This is a genomic window from Aeromonas sp. Marseille-Q7275 (assembly GCF_965119515.1).
The window spans coordinates 108,218-129,600 of record NZ_CBCPLW010000001.1 but is presented as its reverse complement, the minus strand read 5'-3'; the positions used below and the strand labels follow the sequence as shown (position 1 = coordinate 129,600).

Sequence of the window (21,383 nt, the reverse complement as noted above, 5' to 3'; positions counted from 1 at the left end):
CCGATTACAGGGAAATACCAGAGAAGGACATGAAGCCCAGCGCCATCAGACCCGCGGTGATGAAGGTGATGCCGAGGCCACGCAGGCCTTCCGGAACATCGGAATACTTCATCTTCTCGCGGATCCCCGCCATCGCGACTATGGCCAGCATCCAGCCTGCACCCGACCCCACGCCATAGACCACGGACTCCACGAAGTTGTAGTCACGCTGCACCATGAAGGAGACGCCACCGAAGATGGCGCAGTTCACCGTGATGAGCGGCAGGAAGATGCCGAGGGCGTTGTAGAGCGCCGGGAAATACTTGTCCAGCGCCATCTCCAGGATCTGCACCAGGGCCGCAATCACCCCGATGAAGGTGATGAAGCTCAGGAAGCTGAGATCCAGGCCGGAGACCAGGGCACCGTCTTTGAGCACGTAGTTGTAGATCAGGTTGTTGGCCGGAACGGCAACGGTCTGAACCACGATAACGGCAATGCCCAGGCCCATGGCGGTCTTGACCTTCTTGGACACCGCCAGGAAGGTACACATCCCCAGGAAGAAGGAGAGCGCCAGGTTTTCGATGAAGATCGAACGAATCAACAGACTCAGATAGTGTTCCATACCTTAATCCTTTGCCTCCACCTGCTTGGGATCCTTGGTGCGTACGCCCCAGATGATCAGACCAATGATGAAGAATGCACTCGGCGGCAGCAGCAGCAGGCCGTTCGGCACATACCAGCCACCATTGTTCACCAGCGGCAGCAGTTCGATGCCGAACCAGGTGCCTGACCCCAGGATCTCGCGCACTGTGGCCACGGTCAACAGCACGGCGCCATAGCCCAGACCGTTGCCGATGCCGTCCAGGAAGGAGGGCAGCGGGGCGCTCTTCATGGCATAGGCTTCGGCACGACCCATCACGATACAGTTAGTGATGATGAGGCCGACGAACACCGACAGTTGCTTGGAGATGTCATAGGCATAGGCCTTGAGCACCTGGTCAACCACGATAACCAGCGAGGCAATCACCGCCATCTGGGCGATGATCCGCACGCTGTTCGGGATCTGGTTGCGGATCAGGGAGATGAACAGGTTGGAGAAGGCGGTGACCGCGGTAACGGCCAGCGTCATCACGAACGCCGTCTTCATCTGGCTGGTAACGGCCAGCGCGGAACAGACACCCAGCACCTGCAGTGCGATGGGGTTGTTGCCGAGCACAGGCGTCAACAGCAATTTTTTCATTTCGCTCTTGTCAGCCATTGTTGATTTCTCCTGCACGTACCTTGGCCAGGAAGGGACCGAAGCCCTTGGGGCCCATCCAGAAGTCGAAGGTGTGCTGTACGCCATTACCGGTCAGGGTTGCGCCAGACAGGCCGTCGATTTCATGCTCGGAACCAGCCGGAGCATGGCCCTTGATCACCCGCAGCGCAGGCTGACCGTCCTGATCGAACAGCTTCTTGCCGACGAACAGTTCGCGCCAGGCCGGGTTCTCGATCTCGCCGCCCAGACCCGGGGTCTCACCGTGGTCATAGTAGGTGATGCCCTTGATGGTCTGGCCATCGGCCGCGACCGCCACGAAGGCATACATGGTGGACCACAGACCCTGGCCGTAGATCGGCAGTATGATGTTGTCGACCTTGCCTTGCGCATCTTTCGCGAAGAACACCGGGATCAGCTTGGAGATCTGACGCAGGCCGGCCTTGTCGTCGGCAGGTGCCAGACGAACACTCTTGGCCGGATCCTTGGCTGCCAGCTTGGTGTCGAAGTTGTCGGCATCGCCGTCAACGAACTCACCGGTGGCCAGATCCACCAGACGCGCTTCAATCTTGTCGCCGTACAGCTGGGCCAGGTCACGCTTGGCCACCGAGCTGACATCGACACCGGCAACGGACAGGATGTTGCTTTGCTTGTCCAGCGCCTTGTTTTCCAGCTGGGCCGGACGCAGACCCACGGCGGCCACGGAGACCACGATGGAGCAGACCAGACACAGACCGGTGACTACGGCGAGAGTGCCGGTAGTAGAGTCTTTATTAAACGCCACGTGCGATCCTCCGCTTGATGTTCGCCTGCGCCACGAAATGGTCAAACAAGGGGGCAAACAGGTTGGCAAACAGAATGGCCAGCATCATGCCTTCCGGGAACGCGGGGTTCACGACACGGATCAGCACGACCATGACGCCGATGAGGGCGCCGTACCACCACTTGCCCTTGTTGGTAAAGGCGGCGGAGACAGGATCGGTCGCCATGAAGGCCATGCCGAACGCGAAGCCACCCAGCACCAGATGCCAGTGCCACGGCATGCTGAACATGGGGTTGGTATCGGAACCGATGACGTTGAACAGCAGGGAGGTCGCCACCATGCCGATCATGACGCCGGCGATGATGCGCCAGGAGGCGATCCGCATGTAGACGATCATGGCCGCACCGATGAGGATCATCAGGGTGGAGACTTCACCGATGGAGCCCGGCAGGTTGCCGAGGAAGGCATCCATCCAGCTGATGGCTTCGCCGGTGGCACCGTTGATCAGCGCCATCTGGCCTCCCTGGGCCCACTGGCTCAGGGCAGTCGCGCCTGAATAGCCGTCAACGGCCACCCAGACTGCATCGCCGGAGATCTGGCCCGGATAGGCGAAGAACAGGAACGCACGACCCGCCAGGGCCGGGTTCAGGAAGTTCTTGCCGGTACCGCCGAACACTTCCTTGGCCAGCACCACGCCGAAGGTGATGCCGAGCGCGGCTTGCCACAGGGGCAGCTCGGGCGGCACTATCAGGGCGAACAGGATGGAGGTCACGAAGAAGCCTTCGTTGATCTCGTGCTTGCGCACCATGGCGAACAGCACTTCCCAGAAACCGCCGACGATGAAGACGGTGATGTAGATCGGGAAGAAGTGCGCCGCACCGATCAGCATCTTGCTGCCGATGCCGGCCACGGCCGGATCCAGCGAGGCACCCAGCAGGGTCGCTATGGTGTATTGCCAGGTATCGGCACCGGCCGCACTGCCCAGATGGGCGATGGCGGCGATGGACTGGTTGCCGACGTTGTACATGCCCCAGAACATGGCCGGGAACACGGCCAGCCACACCATGATCATCATGCGCTTCAGATCGATCGCATCACGGACGTGGGCGGCATTGCGGGTCACGGAACCCGGGGTATAAAACAGGGTGTACGCCGCCTCGAACAGGGCATAGTACTTGGCGTACTTGCCACCCGGCTCGAAGTGATGTTCCATATTTTCAAGAAGTTGCTTGAAACTCATCGCTTAACCTTCCAGTTCTATCTTGGTCAGGCACTCACGCAAGACTGGGCCGTACTCTGTCTTGCCGGGGCAGACGAAGGTACAGAGCGCCAGATCTTCCTCATCCAGCTCCAGGCAGCCGAGCGCCTGCGCGCTGTCGGTGTCGCCGGAGATCAGATCCCGCAGCAGCAGGGTCGGCAGGATGTCGAGCGGCATCACGCGCTCATAGTTGCCGATAGGCACCATGGAGCGATCACTACCGTTGGTGGTGGTAGTGAAGTTGATGAGTTTGCCCTTCATCAGATGAGAGAGGGTGGTACGGGTGATGGAGAACTTGTCGGCACTGGGATTAACCCAGCCCAGGAACTCTTTCTCACGACCTTCGCCCAGTACGCTCACCTGATTGTGGTAGCGACCCAGGTAGTCATGAACCCCTTCGGCCTTGGCACCGCTCAGCAGGGAACCGGAGATGATGCGATTCTCGTCCGCACGCAGCTCGTTGTTGGTCAGCTGGCTGATGCAGGCGCCCAGACGAGTGCGCAGCAGGCGCGGCTTGATCACGTTCGGGCCGGCCAGGGCGATCACCTTGTCGGTGAAGATCTGACCTGTGGTGAACAGCTTGCCGTAGGCGATCACATCCTGATAGTTGATGTGCCACTGCACTTTCTTGGCACCGACCGGGTCCAGGAAGTGGATGTGGGTACCGGGCAGGCCGGCAGGGTGCGGGCCGACGAACACGGCTTCCTTGACCTGGGCCAGGGAGGCGTGCGGCAGGCTGGCTTCGCCCTTGCAGACGTGGACAGTGCCATCAGTCAGGCGGCTCAGCACGGCCAGACCGTCGAGGAAGGCCTGGGCCTGTTCCTTGATGATGATCTCGGCGTTGGCGGCCAGCGGGTTGGTGTCCATGGCGGTGACGAAGATGGCACGCGGGGCAGAGCCCACTGCCGGCACCTTGCTGAATGGACGGGTACGCAATGCGGTCCATTGGCCTGATGCGACCAGGATCTCCTGCACCTTGCTACGCTCGAGCTGTGCCAGCTCGGCAGACGCAAAGTGTTCAAAGGTCACCTGTTCGTCAGAACCATCGATGTCGATGACAACGGATTGCAGAACACGCTTGGCACCACGGTTGATCTCAGAAACCACACCGGTGGCAGGGGCCGTGAATTTAACGCCGGGATTCTTCTTATCTTCGAAGAGCTCCTGACCTTTAATGACGCGATCACCTACTTTGACGAACATAGTAGGACGCATCCCCACGAACTCTTCGCCGAGTGTAGCAACACGGGTGATGGCCGGGCCATCGTAGATTACTTGCTCCGGAGCACCCAGCACGGGGATGTCCAGTCCTCTTTTAATTGTAATCATACTCACTTGCACTACCGTTAAGGGAAGACAGGTTGGTTAGCGCCGAGAAATACATCACGACGAGTTGTTGAATGAGCCCGTCAACATCACGGAAAACTGTCGAAGAAACAAACAAATCAGCAACATACAGGATCATTCAAAAGCGCCTGAGTTTACCACCTTAGACAAGTCAGTCGCCACGCCAAATGGGGAAAATCCCCGTCCTATCACAAAATTAACCTCCAATGAATATTTCCCTTCCATCCCTGCAACCCGTGGTTTTAAAGGATTTTTTGTTTTACTACCCACATTGAGGTAATTTCACTCGTCCCAGAGGTTGATTAGAAAAAGTAATCATTACCCTGATCCAACGCACTCGGGGCCGGCGGCTGACGCCCCGGCCCTGTCGTGATGGTTTTGTTAATTGGTCGACAATCGGGTAATGAAAAGGTCAAAGGCTCAGGCAAAGGGGGACTTGCTGACACAGCCCGGGGTCTTGGGGGCCTGCTCCCGGGCCTGCCACTCCGCCTCGGTATAGGTATGCAGTGCCAGCGCATGGATAGCCCCTGCCAGCTCCTCTGCCAGCACGCCGTTGACCTGACGATGGCGCCCCAGCAGGCGTTGCCCCTCGAAGGCCTGGCTCACCACTATGACCTTGAAGTGGCTCTCGGATCCCGGCTCCACCCTGTGCATGTAGCTCTCGTTGATCACTTCCAGATGACTGGGGGACAAGGCGGCGGCCAGTTTGGCCTCTATCTGTTGTTGCATGCTCACGGGCAAGACTCCCTCGTTGGATATCCGGCCATTGTAGCCAGGGTTGCCTGCCGGATGCATCAGGCCCGCTGTAAATAGAAGGAGGCCGGGCGCCTCCTCGCTGCGGGCTGGTGAAATTCTCCGTCGCCGCTAGAATAGCGCCACTTTCCCTGCCTGCCGGGCAACACGGTGCGGGCGGGCGTCATCTATCAGCAACACGTTGGACTCATTCTTATGCAAACCCTGCTCGACACTGCCCATTGTCGTCTGACCCTGTATCGCTACCCACGGCAGAGCCAGGATCCCCTGCAGGCCTGGGATGCGGCGGACGAGTACCTGATCAACACCCTGGCCGAGGAGCCGCTCGAGCAGGATGGCCCCGTCATCATCATGAACGACGGCTTCGGCGCCCTGGCCGCCTATCTGCACGGCCATGGCCCGGTCTGCGTGAGCGACTCCCATATCAGCGAGCGGGCCACCCTGGCCAATCTGGCGGAGAACGGGCTGGATCCCGCACAGATCACCCTGCAGGACGCCCTGGCCCCGCTGCCCGATGCCCCTGCGCTGGTGGTGATCAAGGTCTCCAAGTATCAGGCGCTGCTGGAGCAGCAACTGCTGGCCCTGCGCGAGGTGGTCACCCCGGCCACCCGCATCCTGGCCGCCGGCAAGGCCAAGGACATCCACAGCTCCACCCTCAAGCTGTTCGAGAAGTATCTGGGGGAGACCCGCACCTCGCTCGCCTGGAAGAAGGCGCGCCTCATTCACTGCAAGCCGCAGGCCGAGCGCCCTGCCCTGACCAACCCCTTCCCGACCGTCTGGCCGCTGGAGGGCACCGACATGCTCATCCACAACCATGCCAACGTGTTTTCGCGCACCAGCTTGGATATAGGCGCCCGCTTCATGCTGGACAATTTGCCGATCCACAGCGCGCGCAAGGTGATAGACCTTGGCTGCGGCAACGGGGTGCTGGGTCTCTCGCTGCTGGCAAAAGACAGCGAGGTGGAGGTGACCTTCATCGACGAATCCCACATGGCGGTCGCCTCGGCGCGCCTCAACGTCGAGCACAACCTGCCAGCTGCCCTGCCGCGGGCCCACTTCATGGTCAACAACTGTCTCGACGGCGTGGCGGTCGGAGCGGCGGACAGGATCCTCTGCAATCCCCCCTTCCATCAGCTGCAGGCGATCACCGATCACATCGCCTGGCAGATGTTCACCGACGCACACCGGGTGTTGCCTCAGGGGGGTGAACTCTGGATAGTAGGCAACCGTCATCTGGACTATCACAACAAACTCAAGCGCTTGTTTGCCAACGCACAAGTCGTTGCGTCGAACAGCAAATTCGTTATTTTGAAAGCCATCAAACGCTGAAAGCCATCAAACGCCAAAGGAAAACCATGATGAAAAAGTCACTCTTGCTGCTGGCCGCCCTGATACTGGGTGGTTGTGCCACCCACTGGCCGGAGACGGCGCTGCTCAATCCGCAAGTCATCCCCTCCAACCAGCAGTACTACTCTGGCAACCGCATCACCATGGAAGGAGTCGACAAGCGCGAGGCCGCCTATGTCTTCTCCATCAAGAAGAAAGAGAAGGCTCCCGTGCTGGTCAACAGCAGCCAGCCCCTCAACAACCTGCTGGCGGAAAAACTGGCGGAAGGGTTGCGCAGCCAGGGCCTCGAAGTGGGCAACAGCGGCACCACCAACCTGACCCTGGCCATCTCCACCGCAGCCGTCACCGTGGAAGAGAAGACTTTCACCTACGTCACCAAGTCCAAGGTCAGCCTGCAGGTGATAGCTGACTTCCAGGGCAACAGGCTGACCAAGCAGTTCAACATGTCTTCCAGCAAGGAAGAGCCGGGTGAGCCGACCATGGCCGATCTGGAGTCCACCCTGAACCAGCAGCTGGGCAGCGTGCTGCAACAGATCATGGCCGACGAGGCGTTGCGCGGTTATCTCAAAGGCCAGCCGAGCTGAGCAAGGAGCATATAAATGAAGAAACTCTGGTTACTGGCCACCCTGATCGCCCCCCTGGCGTTCGCCGGACAAAAAGTCCAGATGGAGACCAACCACGGCAACATAGTGGTGGAGCTGGCCCCCAAGCAGGCGCCGCAGACGGTGAAGAACTTCCTGCGCTACGTGGCGGATGGCAGCTATGACGGCAGCCTGTTCCACCGGGTGATCCAGAACTTCGTGGTGCAGGGCGGGGGCTACAATCAGCAGTTCCAGCCGCTGCCGACCTTCGACCCCGTGGTCAACGAGTCCAGGGGCGGCCTGCCCAACAAGCGTGGCAGCATCGCCATGGCCCGCACCCAGGCGGTCGACAGCGCCACCCGTCAGTTCTACTTCAACCTGGTGGACAACGACAACCTCAACGCCAATGCCGGCGCCGGTTATACGGTGTTCGGCCAGGTAGTGCAGGGCATGGAGGTGCTGGACAAGCTGGCTCAGGTCCAGACCGGCTACAGCTCCATACTGCGTGCCAATGACGTGCCGACCAGCCCCATCATCCTGAAAAAAGTGGTGCTGCTGGCGGACAAATAACGGGGGGCGGATCACATTCCGTCACCACCTGGCCCGGGTCACCGGCGCCCCTTTTCTATACTCTGGCCTTGTCCTGTGTGCGGGACATGGCCAGGCAGAGAGAGGAGGTTCCGGTGACTTGTCACGACTACATTGCCCAACACGCCATTGAGCTGGCTCAGGCGGTTCGTCACTTCCTGGCACGGGAAATGCCCTATCGGCAGCTCGAGGATCTGAGCTGGCAACTCCTCTCCCGCTGGCAGGCACTGCCCGCCATCCCGATTGACAAAGAACCCGCCACCGAGCAGGAGGGGGTGTTCTGGCACCTGCTCCACAGCCTGCACCTGTGGGACGAGCATCAGCTCGTCACCGACACCTGGCTGCGTCAGCAACTGATGGCCTGCGCCACCTTCCTCGTGGCCGAGGGGCCCTGTCCGCGCCACTGCATCGGCTCAAGACCCTGAATCCCGGGCCGCCCCGTTCAGCTTGCCTTGGCTATCCCCCTCGAACCTGACAAAATGACCCCCTTTTCTCTGAGGAGTCAGGCAGTTGAACAATCTCCGCCCGCCCAGCCATACCCCGGACCGCGCCACAAGCTGGCGAGACGCCCTCGCCGTCTATCTGGAAGCGCGGGTACTCACTCTGTTTGCCATGGGCTTCTCCTCCGGCCTGCCCTTGCTGCTGGTCTTCGGCACCCTCTCCTTCTGGCTGCGCGAAGCCGATGTCAGCCTGACCGACATCGGCTACATGAGCTGGGTGGCGCTGGCCTATGGCTTCAAGTGGCTGTGGTCCCCCCTGGTGGATCGACTGCCGCTGCCACTGCTCTCCCGGCTGCTGGGACGGCGGCGCAGCTGGATGCTGCTCTCCCAGGTGCTGATCGCCCTCTCCCTGGTGGGCATGGCCTATTGCGATCCCAAGACCCAGCTCGCCCAGCTCGCCCTGTTCGCCCTGCTGGTGGCGTTTTGCTCCGCGACCCAGGATATCGTCATCGACGCCTACCGCATCGAGTCGGCCCCCGAGCGCCTGCAGGCGGCCATGGCGGCCTCCTACATGACGGGTTACCGGCTCGCCATGATCATGGCGGGGGCGGGGGCGCTGGCACTGGCGGCCTGGCTTGGCAGCAACGACAGCTACGACTACCGCGGCTGGCAGCTCACCTACCTGCTGATGGCGGGGCTGATGTCCCTCGGCATCCTCACCACACTGCTCAGCCACGAGCCGGATATCGACCTCCATCGCCAGAACGAGCAACAGATGGAGCGCAAGGCGCTGCTGCTCGAGCGGGGCTGGCCCAGGACCCTGGCCGGGCTGGGCGCCTGGACCTATGAAGCCATCTGGTGTCCCTTTGCCGATTTCTTCCGCCGCTACGGCGGCTCGGCCCTGTTGATCCTGGGGCTCATCGCCTGCTATCGCATCTCGGATGTGGTGATGGGGGTGATGTCCAACAGCTTCTATGTGGATCTGCAGTTCAGCAAGACGGAGGTGGCCACCATCACCAAGGTGTATGGCGTCATCATGACGCTGGTGGGGGCGGCCCTGGGGGGCGTGCTGGTGATGCGCTTCGGCACCCTGCGCATCCTGTTTCTCGGCGCCCTGCTCACCGCCAGCACCAATCTGCTGTTCGCCCTGCTCAACGAGGTGGGTCACGATCTGGAGCTGCTGACCCTGATCATCTCCCTGGACAACCTCAGCGCCGGCATTGCGACGGCGGCCTTCGTGACCTATCTGTCGAGCCTGACCAACGTCGCCTTCTCGGCGACCCAGTACGCCCTGTTCAGCTCCATCATGTTGCTGATGCCCAAGCTGCTGGCGGGTTTTTCCGGTCAGGTGGTCGAACAGATCGGCTACAGCAGCTTCTTCGTCGGCACCAGTCTGCTCGGCATCCCGGTGATGATACTGATCATCATGGTTGCCAAACGAGGCGATGCTTTGTTACCACAAGCGGACAAATAGCAAGCGTTTGCGCCATTTTGGGGGTGATTAGATTCACAAAACCGGACAAAGTTCCCTGGCTCTTGTTTATCCGATGAATTTATTTGGCTAGAATCCCTTCCGCTCCTTGTGGGCAGGCTACGGAAAACCTCAACTAACGCACAAGAGACCAATAAAATGGCCAAATTTACCAAGACTCTGATCGCTGCCGGTCTGCTGGCTGCATCCGCCACTCCGGCCTTTGCTGCCGATTACAGCGGCGACATCCACAAGAACGACTACAAGTGGTTCCAGTTCAACGTGATGCACACCATCGATCAGCTGCCCTACAGCGAATCTGAAGGTGGTTACAACGATACCTACTTCGAAATGGAGTTTGGTGGCCGCTCTGGTATCTTCGATCTGTACGGTTACGTCGACGTGTTCGACATCTTCCAGAACCGTCACGACGACAAGCACAACCAAGACAACCTGTTCATCAAGTTCGCACCGCGTATCTCCATCGATGCCATGACCGGCAAAGATCTCTCCTTCGGCCCGGTGCAGGAAGTCTACATCGCCAACCTGATCAACGTGGGTGGTCCGGATGGTCTGTTTGAAGCCATGACCGGTCTGGGTGCAGACGTACAAGTGCCCTGGTTCGGCAAGGTTGGCATGAACCTGTATGCCCGTCACGTCAACGAAGGCGGCGGCGAGCAGGGCTGGAACGGCTATCAGTTCTCCATGAACTGGTTCAAGCCTTTCTACACCTTCTCCAACGGCAGCTTCGTAGCCTATCAGGGCTACCTGGATCACCTGTTTGATGCCAAGGACACTTCCACCGACGGTACCGCCATGTTCAACGGCCTGTACTGGCACTCCGACCGCTACGCCGTCGGTTACGGTCTGAAGTACTTCAACGACATCTATGGCATCCAGAACGGTTCCTACGGTCTGAAGACCACTGGTTTCGGCCACTACTTCTCCGTGACCTACAAGTTCTAATCGAACTCGTCACACGGACACAAAAAACCGGAGCAGCTGCTCCGGTTTTTTTATGGCGCTTCGTCGATGAGGGGAGTGGCCAAGGCCCTCCCCCCCTTCATCATCAATCGCGGAAGTTCTGGAACTGCATCGGCTGACCCAGCTCGGCGCCACGCACCAGTGCCATGGTCTCCTGCAGATCATCACGCTTCTTGCCGGTGACACGCACCTCGTCACCCTGGATGGCAACCTGCACCTTGATCTTGGAATCCTTGATCAGCTTCACCAGCTTCTTGGCGATCTCTTTCTCGATCCCCTGCTTGAACTTCACCGTCAGGTGGAAACGCTTGCCGGAGTGAACGCTGTCGCCCACTTCCATGGAGCTGTTCTCGATCTGGCGCTTGAGCAGGGCACCGCGCAGGATCTCGACCATCTGCTTGAGCTGGAAATCCGCATCGGCTTCCAGCTTCACCTCTTCCTTGTTCAATTCGAAGCTGGCTTCCACACCACGAAAATCGAAACGGGTCGCCAGTTCACGATTGGCGTTATCGACGGCGTTCAACACCTCGTTCATTTTGACTTCAGAGACAATATCGAATGACGGCATAGCCGGGCTCCTCATGCTGTACTTCAGGTTGTGCTGACAAAGGGGCAAATCTACCAGAAAACCGGCAAATTTGCTGATTTCAATGGGATTGCTCTGCTAGAATCCCCTGCGCACAGGAATGGCGAGACCCGTTAGTGTCCGCCTAGCGACATCTTCACTTATCCCCGGTAGCGGGTTGTTCGGAACGCAGCCACTACCCTGATTGAGCCTCTCCATGCCAAGCGGATTACGCGACAACAACCTGAAAAACAGCCGACCCCCCTCCTCCCCTCACTGGTCCTTGCTGGGCTGTGGTGCCCTGGGCGGCGTCTTCGCCTCCTTGCTGACCCAAAGTGGCCAGCCGACCCGTGTGCTGCTGAGCGAGCGGCACCGCGCCACCCTGCACCCCGGCATCGATTTCACCTCCCTCGAGGGCCACACCCAGCTGCTCGCCATCGAGCGGGGTTTCATCGACAAGCCCGGCCCCATCCAGCGACTGCTGGTGATGACCAAGGCGGGTCAGGTGGTGTCGGCCCTGACGCCCCTGGCAGGCAAGCTGGCGGCAGGGGTTCCCATAGTGCTGCTGCACAATGGCATGGGCATAGCCGAACAGGTGGTGCAGCTGTTTCCGCACAACCCGGTCATTGCCGGTGTCACCAGCCACGGCGCCATGCAAAATGGCCACTTCGTGTTCCGCCATACCGGCAAAGGCGAGACCTGGCTGGGCCCGGTCAACGACGCGGCCAAAGCCCATGCCCACCTGGCGGATGAACTCGCTCGCGCCCTCGGCCAAGCTGGCTGGGATGAGCAGATCCTGACCCGCCAGTGGCAGAAACTCGCCATCAACTGCGCCATCAATCCGCTCACGGCGCTTTACAAGCTCAAGAATGGCGAGCTGGCCGGCCCCCGTTTTGCCGATGTGCTGCAACAGATCTGCGTGGAAGTCGCCGACGTGATGCAGGCCGAAGGCCAGCCGACCGGCAGCGACGAGCTGCTGCGCCGGGTGATGACTGTGGTGGAACTCACCGCCGACAATTACTCTTCCATGTATCAGGACATGGAGCAGGGGCGTGAGACCGAGATCGAGGCCATCACCGGCTTCCTGCTTGGCAAGGCCGCCGCCCACGGCATCGCGGTGCCGGTCAATCAGGGCCTCTATCAGGCCGTCAAAGAGAAGCGCTGAGCCCGGAATCGCGGGCGATGGAGGAGTGCAGGATGAGCGTACTGGTACTGGTGGCCCCTGGGTCGGAGGAGATAGAGACGGTCGCCATCGTCGACACCCTGGTGCGCGGCGGCATAGAGGTGGTGCTGGCCTCCTGCTGCCCGGCGGGGCAGCGCCAGATCCGCGCCTCCCGCGGGGTGCAGCTGGTCGCCGATTGCCATCTCGACGAGCTGACCAGCCGCGACTTCGAAGCCATGGTCGTGCCGGGTGGCCTGCCCGGCAGCGAAGCTATCCGCGATACCCCCCTCGCCATCGACCTGCTGAGGGAGCAGGCCGCACTCGGCCGCTGGCGTGCGGCCATCTGCGCCGCCCCTGCCGTGGTGCTGCACCATCACGGCTTGCTGGGGGATGCCAACGCCACCTGCCATCCCGGCTTTCAGGCCCGCCTGCCCGCCGCGCAACTGAGCAAGGCGCGGGTGGTGCGGGATGATGCCCATCGTCTCATCACCAGCCAGGGCCCCGGCACCGCCATCGAGTTTGCCCTCGAGATAGTACGGGTGCTGCGCGGTGACGAAGCCGCCCGCGCGGTCGCAGGCCCCATGGTGCTGCCATAAGCCTTCTTGTTTTCCGGTGTAGATACACGGAAAAAACCTTGCACTTTCCTGCCGCCCCCCTGACTGCCAGCATGCGCCCCTACGCCTGATTTGCGCTCTGGCCTGACCCTGGCGCCGTCCTGACCCCCTGTTCTTATCGGCCCGCGCGTTGCCCTGACCCATACAGGCAATGAGAGCCCCAGAGCCTCGCGGCTCGGCTGTATTTCCAGACAGTGAATGACGGCGGCCTCACACCCGGAGTTGCGGATCGGCGCCAGCGAGTTGCGCCAAGTGCCGCACGCCGGGTTGTGGCAGATGGTGCCCAAGGGGCCGCCATACATGCTCAAACCTCGGCGTTGCCATAGTTGCGCTTCATGCGCAGGGCCACATTGACCAGGGCGATCAGCACGGGCACTTCCACCAGCGGGCCTATGACGCCGGCGAAGGCCTGATCCGAACTCAAGCCAAACACGGCGATGGAGACCGCGATGGCCAGCTCGAAGTTGTTGCCGGTGGCGGTAAAGGCGATGGAGGCGTTCTTGTCATAGGGAATGCCCAACTTCTTGCCCACCAGGAAGCTGGTGAAGAACATGAGCACGAAATAGACCACCAGGGGCACGGCGACCCGCAACACATCCATGGGCAGCTCGACAATCATCTCCCCCTTGAGACTGAACATCAGCACGATTGTGGCCAGCAGGGCGATCAGCGTGATGGGAGAAATAGCCGGAATGAAGCGCTCGGTGTACCACTTCTCCCCTTTTGCCTTGACCAGATAGTGACGGCTCAAGAAGCCTGCCAGGAAGGGAATGCCGAGATAGATCAGCACGCTCTGCGCGATATCCAGCATGGTGATGTCCACTGCGAAGCCCTGCAAACCGAACAGCGGCGGCAGCACTGTGATGAACAGCCAGGCCAGGAAGCTGTAGGTGAGGATCTGAAACGCGCTGTTGAGGGCCACCAGGCCAGCACCGTACTCCTTGCTGCCACCGCCGAGATCGTTCCACACCAGCACCATGGCGATGCAGCGCGCCAGGCCGATCAGGATGAGACCCACCATGTAACCCGGTTGATCATGCAAAAACACCAGGGCAATCACGAACATCAATATGGGGCCAACCAACCAGTTCATCACCAGGGAGAGGGTGATGGCTCGGCGGTCGCGAGTCATGGTGCCCATGGTGGCGTAATTCACCTTGGCGAGCGGCGGATACATCATCAGGATGAGGCCGATGGCGAGCGGCACGTTGGTGGTGCCAACCGACATCGCCTCATTCCACTGGGCCACCTGGGGGAACAGATAGCCAATGCCCACCCCGATGCCCATGGCGACGAAGATCCAGAGGGTGAGGTTGCGATCGAGAAAACGCATTTTTTTGCTGACGGGCAGATCGCAGCAGGCATTGGTACTCATCACGAGGCTCCCTGAGAGGATGAAACGGGTGGCTGCTGGCGGGGCAAGCCGATTGAAATCAACGCCGCCAACAGGACAAAGAGGGTGGAGATCCAGAGGCAGGCCTCAAGACCATAGAGCTGGAATACCAGCCCGGAGAGCAGGGTGCCGAGCAGGCGCCCCAGGGCATTGGCCATGTAGTAGAAGCCCACATCGAGCGAGACTCCGTCAGAGCCGGCGTAGCTGACGATGAGGTAGCTGTGCAAGGAGGAGTTGATGGCAAACAGGGCGCCGAACACCATCAAGCCACCTACCAGGCTGATGGCCGGATGCACCTCATAGTGGAGCGACAGGGCGATCAGGGCCGGGATCAGGGCCAGCACCAGAGCCCAGCACATGGCAGCTTTGCCATCGGGTACCCGACCCTCTCGCTTGCCGGTAAAGCGGGGGGCCAGGGTCTGAACCACGCCGTAGGCGATGATCCAGAGCGCCAGGAAGCCCCCCACATACCAGTGATCCCAGCCAAAGCTGGAGGCGAGGTAGACAGGCAGCGCCACCACAAACCAGACATCGCGGGCACCGAACAAGAACAGGCGGGCGGCGGAGAGGTAATTGATGGCCCGGCTCTTGGAGAATATCTCCCTGAACCTGGGCTTGTTTTTGGCTTTGCCCAGATCCCGTTTCAGGGTCAGCATGCTGACGCCCCACACCAGTGCCAACGCCAGTGCCATGACCAGCACGGCCCCCTGAAACCCGAGCAGGGTCAGCAGGGCGCCACCGAGGAAGAAGCCCATCCCTTTCAGGGCATTCTTCGAGCCGGTAAGCAGTGCTACCCACTGGTAGAGCTGACCCTGCGCCTCCCCCGGCACCAGCAACTTGATGGCGCTCTTGGCGCTCATCTTGTTGAGATCCTTGGCAATCCCGGAGAGCGCCTGGGCACCCATCACCCAGGGCACCGTCAGCCAGAGCGACGGTGCCAGCAACATGCCGAGCGCCAGCACCTGGAGAGCGAGGCCGATGTTCATGGTGCGGTTGAGCCCGAGGCGAGCCCCGAGCCAACCCCCCACCAGATTGGTCACCACCCCGAAGATCTCGTAGAAGAGGAACAGGGAGGCGATGGCCAGCGGGCTGTAACCCAGCCCATGGAAGTAGAGCACCACCAGCATGCGCAGGGCGCCATCGGTCAGGGTAAAGGCCCAGTAGTTGCCGGTCACCAGCAGATACTGGCGGATCTCTGGGGAGAGGCGGGTCAGTGCCATAGCCGGGTTATCCTTGCGCCTTGTCCATTTGACCGACCATGCGCATCAGCTCGGCGGTGCGGTTGGCATAGCCCCACTCGTTGTCATACCAGGCGTAGATCTTCACCTGGGTGCCGCCCACCACCATGGTGGAGAGCGCATCTATGGTGCAGGAGCGCGGATCCGTCTTGTAATCCACCGACACCAGCGGACGCTCCTCATAGCCCATGATCCCCTTGAGCTCATTCTCGGACGCGGCCTTGAGCAAGCCATTGACCTCGGCTTCGGTGGTGGGACGGTTCACCTCGAACACGCAGTCGGTGAGGGAGGCGTTGGCCAGCGGCACCCGCACCGCATGACCGTTCAGCTTGCCCTTGAGCTCGGGGAAGATGTGGGTGATGGCGGTGGCAGACCCCGTGGTGGTGGGGATCAGGCTCAGGCCGCAGGCGCGGGCGCGGCGCAGATCAGCATGGGGCGCATCCAGAATGGTCTGGGTGTTGGTGATGTCATGAATGGTGGTCATGGAGCCGTGCTTGATGCCGAGCTGCTCGTGGATCACCTTCACCACGGGCGCCAGGCAGTTGGTGGTACAGGAGGCCGCTGTCACTATGGGGTGCTGTACCTTGTCGTAGAGGTGGTGGTTGACCCCCATGACCACGTTCAGGACCCCCTCTTCCTTGACCGGCGCGGTGACCACGACGCGCTTCACCCCTTGCTCCAGATAAGCATTGAGCAGGGCCTTGGTTTTCATCTTGCCGGAGGCCTCGATCACCACATCACAACCAGACCAGTCGGTCTGAGCTATCTCCTTGTTGCGAGTGCAGAGGATGCGATGGTTACCGATCACCATCTGGTCTCCCTCTGCGCTGGCTTCATGATGCCAGCGGCCATGGACCGAATCGAAGGTGATGAGGTGTGCCAGAGTGGCGGCATCCCCAGCCGGGTCATTGATGCGCACAAACTCCACATCCGCCCAGTCGAAGGAGGCGCGAAACGAGAGGCGGCCCATGCGGCCAAAGCCGTTGATGCCCACTTTGATGGTCATGTTGTTTTCCTTAACTGGCGAATGCATGGTGGTTGTTGAGGTAATTGAGGTGCGCAGCCAATGTCAGCGCCTTGGGGCGCAGCCCTTGCACCATCGACTTGACCTGAGTGGGGGCGTAGCCTGCCTCCAGCAGCAGGATGGCCGCCATCAGCCCAGTACGCCCCGAGCCGCCACGGCAATGAATGGCCAGGGTCTGACCTGCCGCCAGACGCGCCAGCAGATCCGCCTTGTGGTTGGCAAAGGCTTCGGCAAACGGTGCTTCGGGGGCGCAATCGTCCTCAACCGGCAGCTGGCACCAGGCCAGCCTCAAGGCCTCACACTCGGCGGGCAAGGCATCGGCCTTGAACCGCACCAGCTCGGCCCCCGGCATCAGGGTGATCACGGCATCCGCTCCGGCGGCTTGCAGGGTCTTGAGGGAGTCCAGCAAGGAAGCCTCCTTGGTGCCAGGACAGGGGGTGAAGATAAGGCGGGCGCCATTATCCAGATTCAGGATGTCAAAGGGATGCATGATAAACAGCAGCTCCATGTCTCGTCAGGATGAGAGGGGGAATGGGGGGTCGGCATGCGGCGATGCCGGGTGGGCGTCAGCACGACTCGTCGCAACAGGGCGAACGCGGCTGACCATTGGCGCCCAGGGGATGGATCTCCGCCAAACCGCAGGCCTCCGGATGACCAGCGCAGCACTCTTCGGTGAGATAACCGATCAAGTCGAGCATCAGGGGAATGTTGGCGCGATAGCGCAAGAAACGTCCCTCCTGTTCCACCGAGACAAGGCCTGCATGCAGCATGGCTTTCAGATGGAATGAAAGAGTGTTCGGAGCGATATCCAGTTCACTGGCAAGCTGGCCGGCAACCTGACCCTCCAGCCCGGCCTTGACCAGCAGACGCCATACATCGAGACGAATGCCTGATGCGAGGGACTCGAATACCTTGGTGGCGATCTCTTTGTTCATGGGACTTCCCCTTAATTCATTTCACAGCTTCAACTATACAAGAAACATTGAAATAATCAATGCAACCAGTCACTTCAACGCCCCTCATGATCTGCCGCTCGCAGGGGACGGACGAGTGCGATACCAAGCTTCCATCCAGATTGAGCGCGCGCTCTTCCGGCTCTGCCGCCCATCGATGCCTATCGACAGTAGGGAGCCAGCCCGACCCAAGCGATCCGCTCGGGTCATGTGCAATGCACCGACACGATGGTGCTTCTGACGGGGATCTTGATGGGTGGCCTGAGATCGGCCGCGCCGACGCGGTGAAATGTAAGAAGAGAATAGGGTGGACGAAGGGATGGGAAATGAAAACTCGCAGATACGAAAAAGCCCACCTCAATCAATGAGATGGGCCGTATAGATGGCGGAGGAGGTGGGATTTGAACCCACGGATGGTCGCCCATCGCCGGTTTTCAAGACCGGTGCATTCAGCCGCTCTGCCACCCCTCCGCAGCAGTGCGACGCATATTACCCATGACGATCCCCCTTGTAAATCCCCGCTCTGTTCGTTTGCCGATTTATTGGGCTAAATGGCCAACAAACCCCGCAAACGCCACCCCAACCGTGCTTTTTCCACCGGATGGCTTGACTTGAAAACAGACTCACCCACTATAGTGACCACTACGGTATTCCCAGCAAGATGGACTTATGAGAATCAAACATGCCCTGTTCGCCGCCCTGACCGGCGCGACCCTGCTTGCGGCGCCTGTGCAGGCGAGCGAGCTGACCAAGAGCGATGTCGAGCAGATAGTGCGCGACTATCTGGTCAAGAATCCGGAAATATTGGTCGAGATGTCCAATGCCCTTCGCGCCAAACAGGAGAGCCAGCAGGCCGAGAATGACAAGACGCTGATCGAGGCCCATGCCAAGCAGCTCTTCGCCAACAAGGATCCCGAGAGTGGCAACCCCAAGGGCAGCCTGACTGTGGTCGAGTTCTTCGACTACAACTGCGGCTACTGCAAGCGGGCTCATCCTCTCGTCCAACAGTTGCTCGATGAAGACAAGGACATCCGCTACATCTACAAGCAGTTCCCCATCCTGAGCGAGACCTCCTACTACGCCGCCCGCGCGGCGTTGGCGGTGCAGCTCGGCCAGCCCGACAAGTTCCAGGCCTTCCACGACAAGCTGTACGCCCATCAAGGGTCGCTGGCCGACGAGGCCCAGGTGCAAGCCATCGCCAAGGCCGCCGGGGTGGACTGGAGCAAGGTCGAGGCCAAGATCAAGGATGGCAGCATAGATCAGAACCTGGGTACCAACCGGGCGCTGGCCGAAGCCATGAGCATCTCGGGGACCCCGGGGTTCATCATCGGCGACCAGATCCTGCGCGGTGCGCCACGGGATCTGGCGAGCCTGAAGGCCATCGTCAAGGACGTGCGAGCCGGCAAGAGCATTCAGTAACCCGCTCTTCTCTCGTAAAAAAAACGCCCCGGCATCGCGATGCCGGGGCGTTTTGCCATTCAGGTTCCAGCCCCTCAGGTCTGATAGCCGTTCGGGTTGTTGCTTTGCCAGCGCCAGGTGTCGACCATCATCTGCGCCAGACCCCGCTCGGCCTGCCAGCCCAGCTCGTCCCGGGCCAGGGTAGGCTCGGCCCAGCACTCGGCGATGTCGCCGGGGCGACGGGGCTTGATCTGGTAGGGAATGGGGCGACCGCTGGCGGTTTCGAATGCCTTGACCATCTCCAGCACGGAATAGCCCTGACCCGTTCCCAGGTTGTAGGTGAAGACCCCGGTGTCGCCCTCGATGCGGGCCAGCGCCTTGAGGTGGCCGATGGCGAGATCCACCACGTGGATGTAGTCACGCACGCCGGTGCCGTCCGGCGTCGGGTAGTCGTTGCCAAAGACCCCCAGCTCCTTGAGCTTGCCGACGCCGACCTGGCTGATGTAAGGCAGCAGGTTGTTGGGAATGCCGTTGGGATCTTCCCCGATGAGGCCGCTCTCGTGGGCACCGACCGGGTTGAAGTAACGCAACAGCACTATGGACCAGCGGGGGTCGGATTTGGAGAGATCCCGCAATATCTCTTCGACCATCAGCTTGGAGCGGCCATAGGGGTTGGTGGCGCTGGTGGGGAAATCTTCCCTCAGGGGCACAGAGGCGGGATCGCCATAGACGGTGGCCGAGGAGCTGAACACCAGGCGGAACACGCCGGCCCTGGCCATCTCTTCGCACAGCACCAGGGTGCCGGTCACGTTGTTCTGGTAGTAGGTGAGCGGGATCTGGCTGGACTCCCCCACCGCCTTGAGGCCGGCGAAGTGGATCACAGACTCGATCTTGTGGGCGGCGAACAGCCGTTGCAGGCAGCTCCTGTCCAGAATGTCCCCCTCGACGAAGGTGACCGGCTTGCCGGTGATCCGCTCGACCCGCCTGAGGGACTCGGGGGAGGAGTTGGAGAGGTTGTCCAGTACCACCACCTGCTGGCCGGCACCCAGCAGCTCAACCAGTGTATGGGAGCCGATATAGCCGGCGCCGCCCGTGACCAGAATTGTCATTTTTTATCCCGTGCTTTGCTGAAACTGGGTCAGAGTCTACCCGCCCTGCCCGCGCGGGAAAAGCTCGGGATACCTATGACCCCCTCAGTAGTCGAGGCCGACATCCCCCCTGACGGTGCAGGAGCAGGCGAGCGCCACCCCGCTCTCCAGATCCTGCGCACTCAGCGTCATCACGCTCTGGCGCTCTATCTCCCCTTCCGTGGTGCAGCGACAGGCCCCGCATACCCCGGCGCGGCAGGCGGCCATCATGGTCTCACCCGCCCCCTCCAGCGCCGCCAGCAGGGTCTGGCCCGGCAGGATCTTCACCCTCTTGCCGCTCTTTTTCAGGGTCAGCCAGAAGTGGTCGCTGTCGGCGGCAACTGGCGCCGCACTCGATGCCGCCGCAGGCAGGCCGAAGGACTCCTGATGCAGCTGCGCCGCCGGCAACCCCAGCTCTGCCAGCATGGCGCTCACCACCGCCATATAGGGGGCGGGTCCGCACAGGTAGACGTGACGGCTCAGGAGATCCGGCGCCAGTTCCCTCAGCATCTCCGGGCTGAGTCGGCCCACCCAGGGATGAGCCGTCGGTGCTTCTTCCAGTATCAGTGCGTGGCGCACGCCGGCATGGGGCTCGGCCAGCGCGGCCAGCTCATCTGCGAAGATCACATCCTCAAGGGTTCTGGCGCTGTGAATAAAGCGGATATCCGCGTCTGGCCGCTTGGCCAATTCGTCGCGCAGCATGGCCCACATAGGGGTGATGCCGGAGCCGGCGCTCAGCAGCAGCGGCCGCTCGCAGGGCAGCGCCGTCAGGTTGAAGTCACCGAAGGGGCCGTCCACCCGGATCTGGTCCCCCAGCTGCAAGGTTTGGTGCAGATGATGAGAGACCCGTCCCACGTCCTTGATGGTGACCTGCCAGCAAGGATCCTGCGGGCTGGAGGAGAGTGTGTAGGCGCGGCACAGGGGCTCGCCGTCAATCTCGGTGTGCAGGGTCACGCACTGACCGGCGAGCACGGGGGGCAAGGCGCCATCGGCAGCGACAAACTGCCAGCTGGTCACGTCGTGGGTCTCCGCACGACGGCCGATGCAGCGCAGGGTGAGAGAGGTGGAGGTCATCGCAAGGCTCCTCTTGTCTTGAAGCGATCGTCTTGAAAAAAAGGCGAGCCATCAGGCTCGCCAAAGGCT

23 protein-coding genes and 1 tRNA gene are annotated in these 21,383 nt (G+C 61.0%); 9 read left to right on the top strand and 15 right to left on the bottom strand.

The annotated features are described in order from the left end of the window. Positions 1-4: 4 nt before the first annotated feature. From nqrE to ACWPWQ_RS00600, 6 genes are all read right to left on the bottom strand, one after another. Complete coding sequence (gene nqrE, locus ACWPWQ_RS00625; protein ID WP_005330713.1) at positions 5-601, bottom strand: NADH:ubiquinone reductase (Na(+)-transporting) subunit E; 597 nt, start codon at positions 599-601, stop codon at positions 5-7. Positions 602-604: 3 nt separating this feature from the next. After that, complete coding sequence (locus ACWPWQ_RS00620) at positions 605-1,237, bottom strand: NADH:ubiquinone reductase (Na(+)-transporting) subunit D (RefSeq protein ID WP_005303545.1); 633 nt, start codon at positions 1,235-1,237, stop codon at positions 605-607. Next, the gene (locus ACWPWQ_RS00615; protein WP_202046957.1) at positions 1,230-2,018 is read right to left on the bottom strand and encodes a Na(+)-translocating NADH-quinone reductase subunit C; all 789 of its coding nucleotides are present in this window, start codon (positions 2,016-2,018) and stop codon (positions 1,230-1,232) included. The genes ACWPWQ_RS00620 and ACWPWQ_RS00615 overlap by 8 nt, the downstream gene beginning before the upstream one ends. Next, positions 2,008-3,237 carry an NADH:ubiquinone reductase (Na(+)-transporting) subunit B gene (locus ACWPWQ_RS00610; RefSeq protein WP_454008765.1) on the bottom strand — a complete coding sequence of 410 codons (1,230 nt, stop codon included), beginning with the start codon at positions 3,235-3,237 and terminating at the stop codon, positions 2,008-2,010. The genes ACWPWQ_RS00615 and ACWPWQ_RS00610 overlap by 11 nt, the downstream gene beginning before the upstream one ends. A 3-nt stretch (positions 3,238-3,240) precedes the next feature. After that, positions 3,241-4,584, bottom strand: coding sequence for a Na(+)-translocating NADH-quinone reductase subunit A (locus tag ACWPWQ_RS00605; RefSeq protein ID WP_139436612.1), 1,344 nt, complete (start codon positions 4,582-4,584; stop codon positions 3,241-3,243). A 438-nt stretch (positions 4,585-5,022) separates the two neighbouring features. Beyond that, positions 5,023-5,331, bottom strand: coding sequence for a BolA family protein (locus ACWPWQ_RS00600; protein WP_041204526.1), 309 nt, complete (start codon positions 5,329-5,331; stop codon positions 5,023-5,025). Positions 5,332-5,550: 219 nt separating this feature from the next. Here ACWPWQ_RS00600 and ACWPWQ_RS00595 point away from each other — a divergent pair, with 219 nt between their 5' ends. The 6 genes from ACWPWQ_RS00595 to ACWPWQ_RS00570 all read left to right on the top strand — a co-directional run bounded on the left by ACWPWQ_RS00595 (position 5,551) and on the right by ACWPWQ_RS00570 (position 10,748). Next, positions 5,551-6,684 (top strand): methyltransferase, encoded by a 1,134-nt coding sequence (locus tag ACWPWQ_RS00595; protein WP_454008764.1) that lies wholly within the window; start codon positions 5,551-5,553, stop codon positions 6,682-6,684. A 29-nt stretch (positions 6,685-6,713) separates the two neighbouring features. Continuing rightward, the gene (locus tag ACWPWQ_RS00590; RefSeq protein WP_139436616.1) at positions 6,714-7,286 is read left to right on the top strand and encodes a YajG family lipoprotein; all 573 of its coding nucleotides are present in this window, start codon (positions 6,714-6,716) and stop codon (positions 7,284-7,286) included. Positions 7,287-7,301: 15 nt separating this feature from the next. Continuing rightward, complete coding sequence (locus ACWPWQ_RS00585) at positions 7,302-7,853, top strand: peptidylprolyl isomerase (RefSeq protein WP_106886050.1); 552 nt, start codon at positions 7,302-7,304, stop codon at positions 7,851-7,853. Between the two features lie 113 nt (positions 7,854-7,966). Further along, positions 7,967-8,296 (top strand): hypothetical protein, encoded by a 330-nt coding sequence (locus ACWPWQ_RS00580; protein WP_319913148.1) that lies wholly within the window; start codon positions 7,967-7,969, stop codon positions 8,294-8,296. 85 nt (positions 8,297-8,381) lie between these two features. Next, positions 8,382-9,785, top strand: a complete 1,404-nt coding sequence (locus tag ACWPWQ_RS00575) for an AmpG family muropeptide MFS transporter (protein ID WP_404836986.1) — start codon at positions 8,382-8,384, stop codon at positions 9,783-9,785. A gap of 156 nt (positions 9,786-9,941) precedes the next feature. Continuing rightward, a complete protein-coding gene (locus ACWPWQ_RS00570; RefSeq protein WP_005330693.1) occupies positions 9,942-10,748 on the top strand; it encodes a nucleoside-specific channel-forming Tsx family protein in 807 nt (268 codons plus the stop codon). 103 nt (positions 10,749-10,851) lie between these two features. Here ACWPWQ_RS00570 and ACWPWQ_RS00565 read toward each other — a convergent pair whose 3' ends face one another. Next, positions 10,852-11,334: a YajQ family cyclic di-GMP-binding protein gene (locus ACWPWQ_RS00565; protein WP_139436622.1), complete on the bottom strand. Its 483-nt coding sequence runs from the start codon at positions 11,332-11,334 to the stop codon at positions 10,852-10,854. A 214-nt stretch (positions 11,335-11,548) separates the two neighbouring features. Between ACWPWQ_RS00565 and ACWPWQ_RS00560 the strand changes: the two genes are divergently transcribed. Both ACWPWQ_RS00560 and ACWPWQ_RS00555 read left to right on the top strand, forming a co-directional pair. Further along, positions 11,549-12,496, top strand: coding sequence for a ketopantoate reductase family protein (locus ACWPWQ_RS00560; RefSeq protein ID WP_139436624.1), 948 nt, complete (start codon positions 11,549-11,551; stop codon positions 12,494-12,496). 32 nt (positions 12,497-12,528) lie between these two features. Further along, positions 12,529-13,089: a DJ-1 family glyoxalase III gene (locus ACWPWQ_RS00555; RefSeq protein ID WP_454008763.1), complete on the top strand. Its 561-nt coding sequence runs from the start codon at positions 12,529-12,531 to the stop codon at positions 13,087-13,089. Between the two features lie 322 nt (positions 13,090-13,411). Here the strand turns inward: ACWPWQ_RS00555 and arsB are convergent, their stop codons facing one another. The 6 genes from arsB to ACWPWQ_RS00525 all read right to left on the bottom strand — a co-directional run bounded on the left by arsB (position 13,412) and on the right by ACWPWQ_RS00525 (position 18,186). Then, complete coding sequence (arsB, locus tag ACWPWQ_RS00550) at positions 13,412-14,482, bottom strand: ACR3 family arsenite efflux transporter (protein ID WP_454008762.1); 1,071 nt, start codon at positions 14,480-14,482, stop codon at positions 13,412-13,414. Beyond that, complete coding sequence (gene arsJ, locus ACWPWQ_RS00545) at positions 14,482-15,720, bottom strand: organoarsenical effux MFS transporter ArsJ (protein WP_454008761.1); 1,239 nt, start codon at positions 15,718-15,720, stop codon at positions 14,482-14,484. Before arsJ ends, arsB begins: the two co-directional genes overlap by 1 nt. A 7-nt stretch (positions 15,721-15,727) precedes the next feature. After that, a complete protein-coding gene (locus ACWPWQ_RS00540) occupies positions 15,728-16,744 on the bottom strand; it encodes an ArsJ-associated glyceraldehyde-3-phosphate dehydrogenase (RefSeq protein WP_202046965.1) in 1,017 nt (338 codons plus the stop codon). A 10-nt stretch (positions 16,745-16,754) separates the two neighbouring features. Next, positions 16,755-17,252: a phosphatase domain-containing protein gene (locus tag ACWPWQ_RS00535; protein WP_454008760.1), complete on the bottom strand. Its 498-nt coding sequence runs from the start codon at positions 17,250-17,252 to the stop codon at positions 16,755-16,757. A 76-nt stretch (positions 17,253-17,328) separates the two neighbouring features. Next, complete coding sequence (locus ACWPWQ_RS00530) at positions 17,329-17,697, bottom strand: ArsR/SmtB family transcription factor (protein ID WP_454008759.1); 369 nt, start codon at positions 17,695-17,697, stop codon at positions 17,329-17,331. Positions 17,698-18,098: 401 nt separating this feature from the next. Further along, positions 18,099-18,186, bottom strand: a tRNA-Ser gene (locus ACWPWQ_RS00525). A 198-nt stretch (positions 18,187-18,384) separates the two neighbouring features. Here ACWPWQ_RS00525 and ACWPWQ_RS00520 point away from each other — a divergent pair. Next, positions 18,385-19,134 (top strand): DsbA family protein, encoded by a 750-nt coding sequence (locus ACWPWQ_RS00520; protein WP_202046968.1) that lies wholly within the window; start codon positions 18,385-18,387, stop codon positions 19,132-19,134. A 74-nt stretch (positions 19,135-19,208) separates the two neighbouring features. Here ACWPWQ_RS00520 and galE read toward each other — a convergent pair whose 3' ends face one another. Both galE and ACWPWQ_RS00510 read right to left on the bottom strand, forming a co-directional pair. After that, the gene (gene galE, locus ACWPWQ_RS00515; protein ID WP_454008758.1) at positions 19,209-20,222 is read right to left on the bottom strand and encodes a UDP-glucose 4-epimerase GalE; all 1,014 of its coding nucleotides are present in this window, start codon (positions 20,220-20,222) and stop codon (positions 19,209-19,211) included. A gap of 84 nt (positions 20,223-20,306) precedes the next feature. Beyond that, on the bottom strand, positions 20,307-21,314 hold the full coding sequence (locus ACWPWQ_RS00510; protein ID WP_454008757.1) for an FAD-binding oxidoreductase: 1,008 nt from the start codon (positions 21,312-21,314) through the stop codon (positions 20,307-20,309). Positions 21,315-21,383 lie beyond the last annotated feature (69 nt).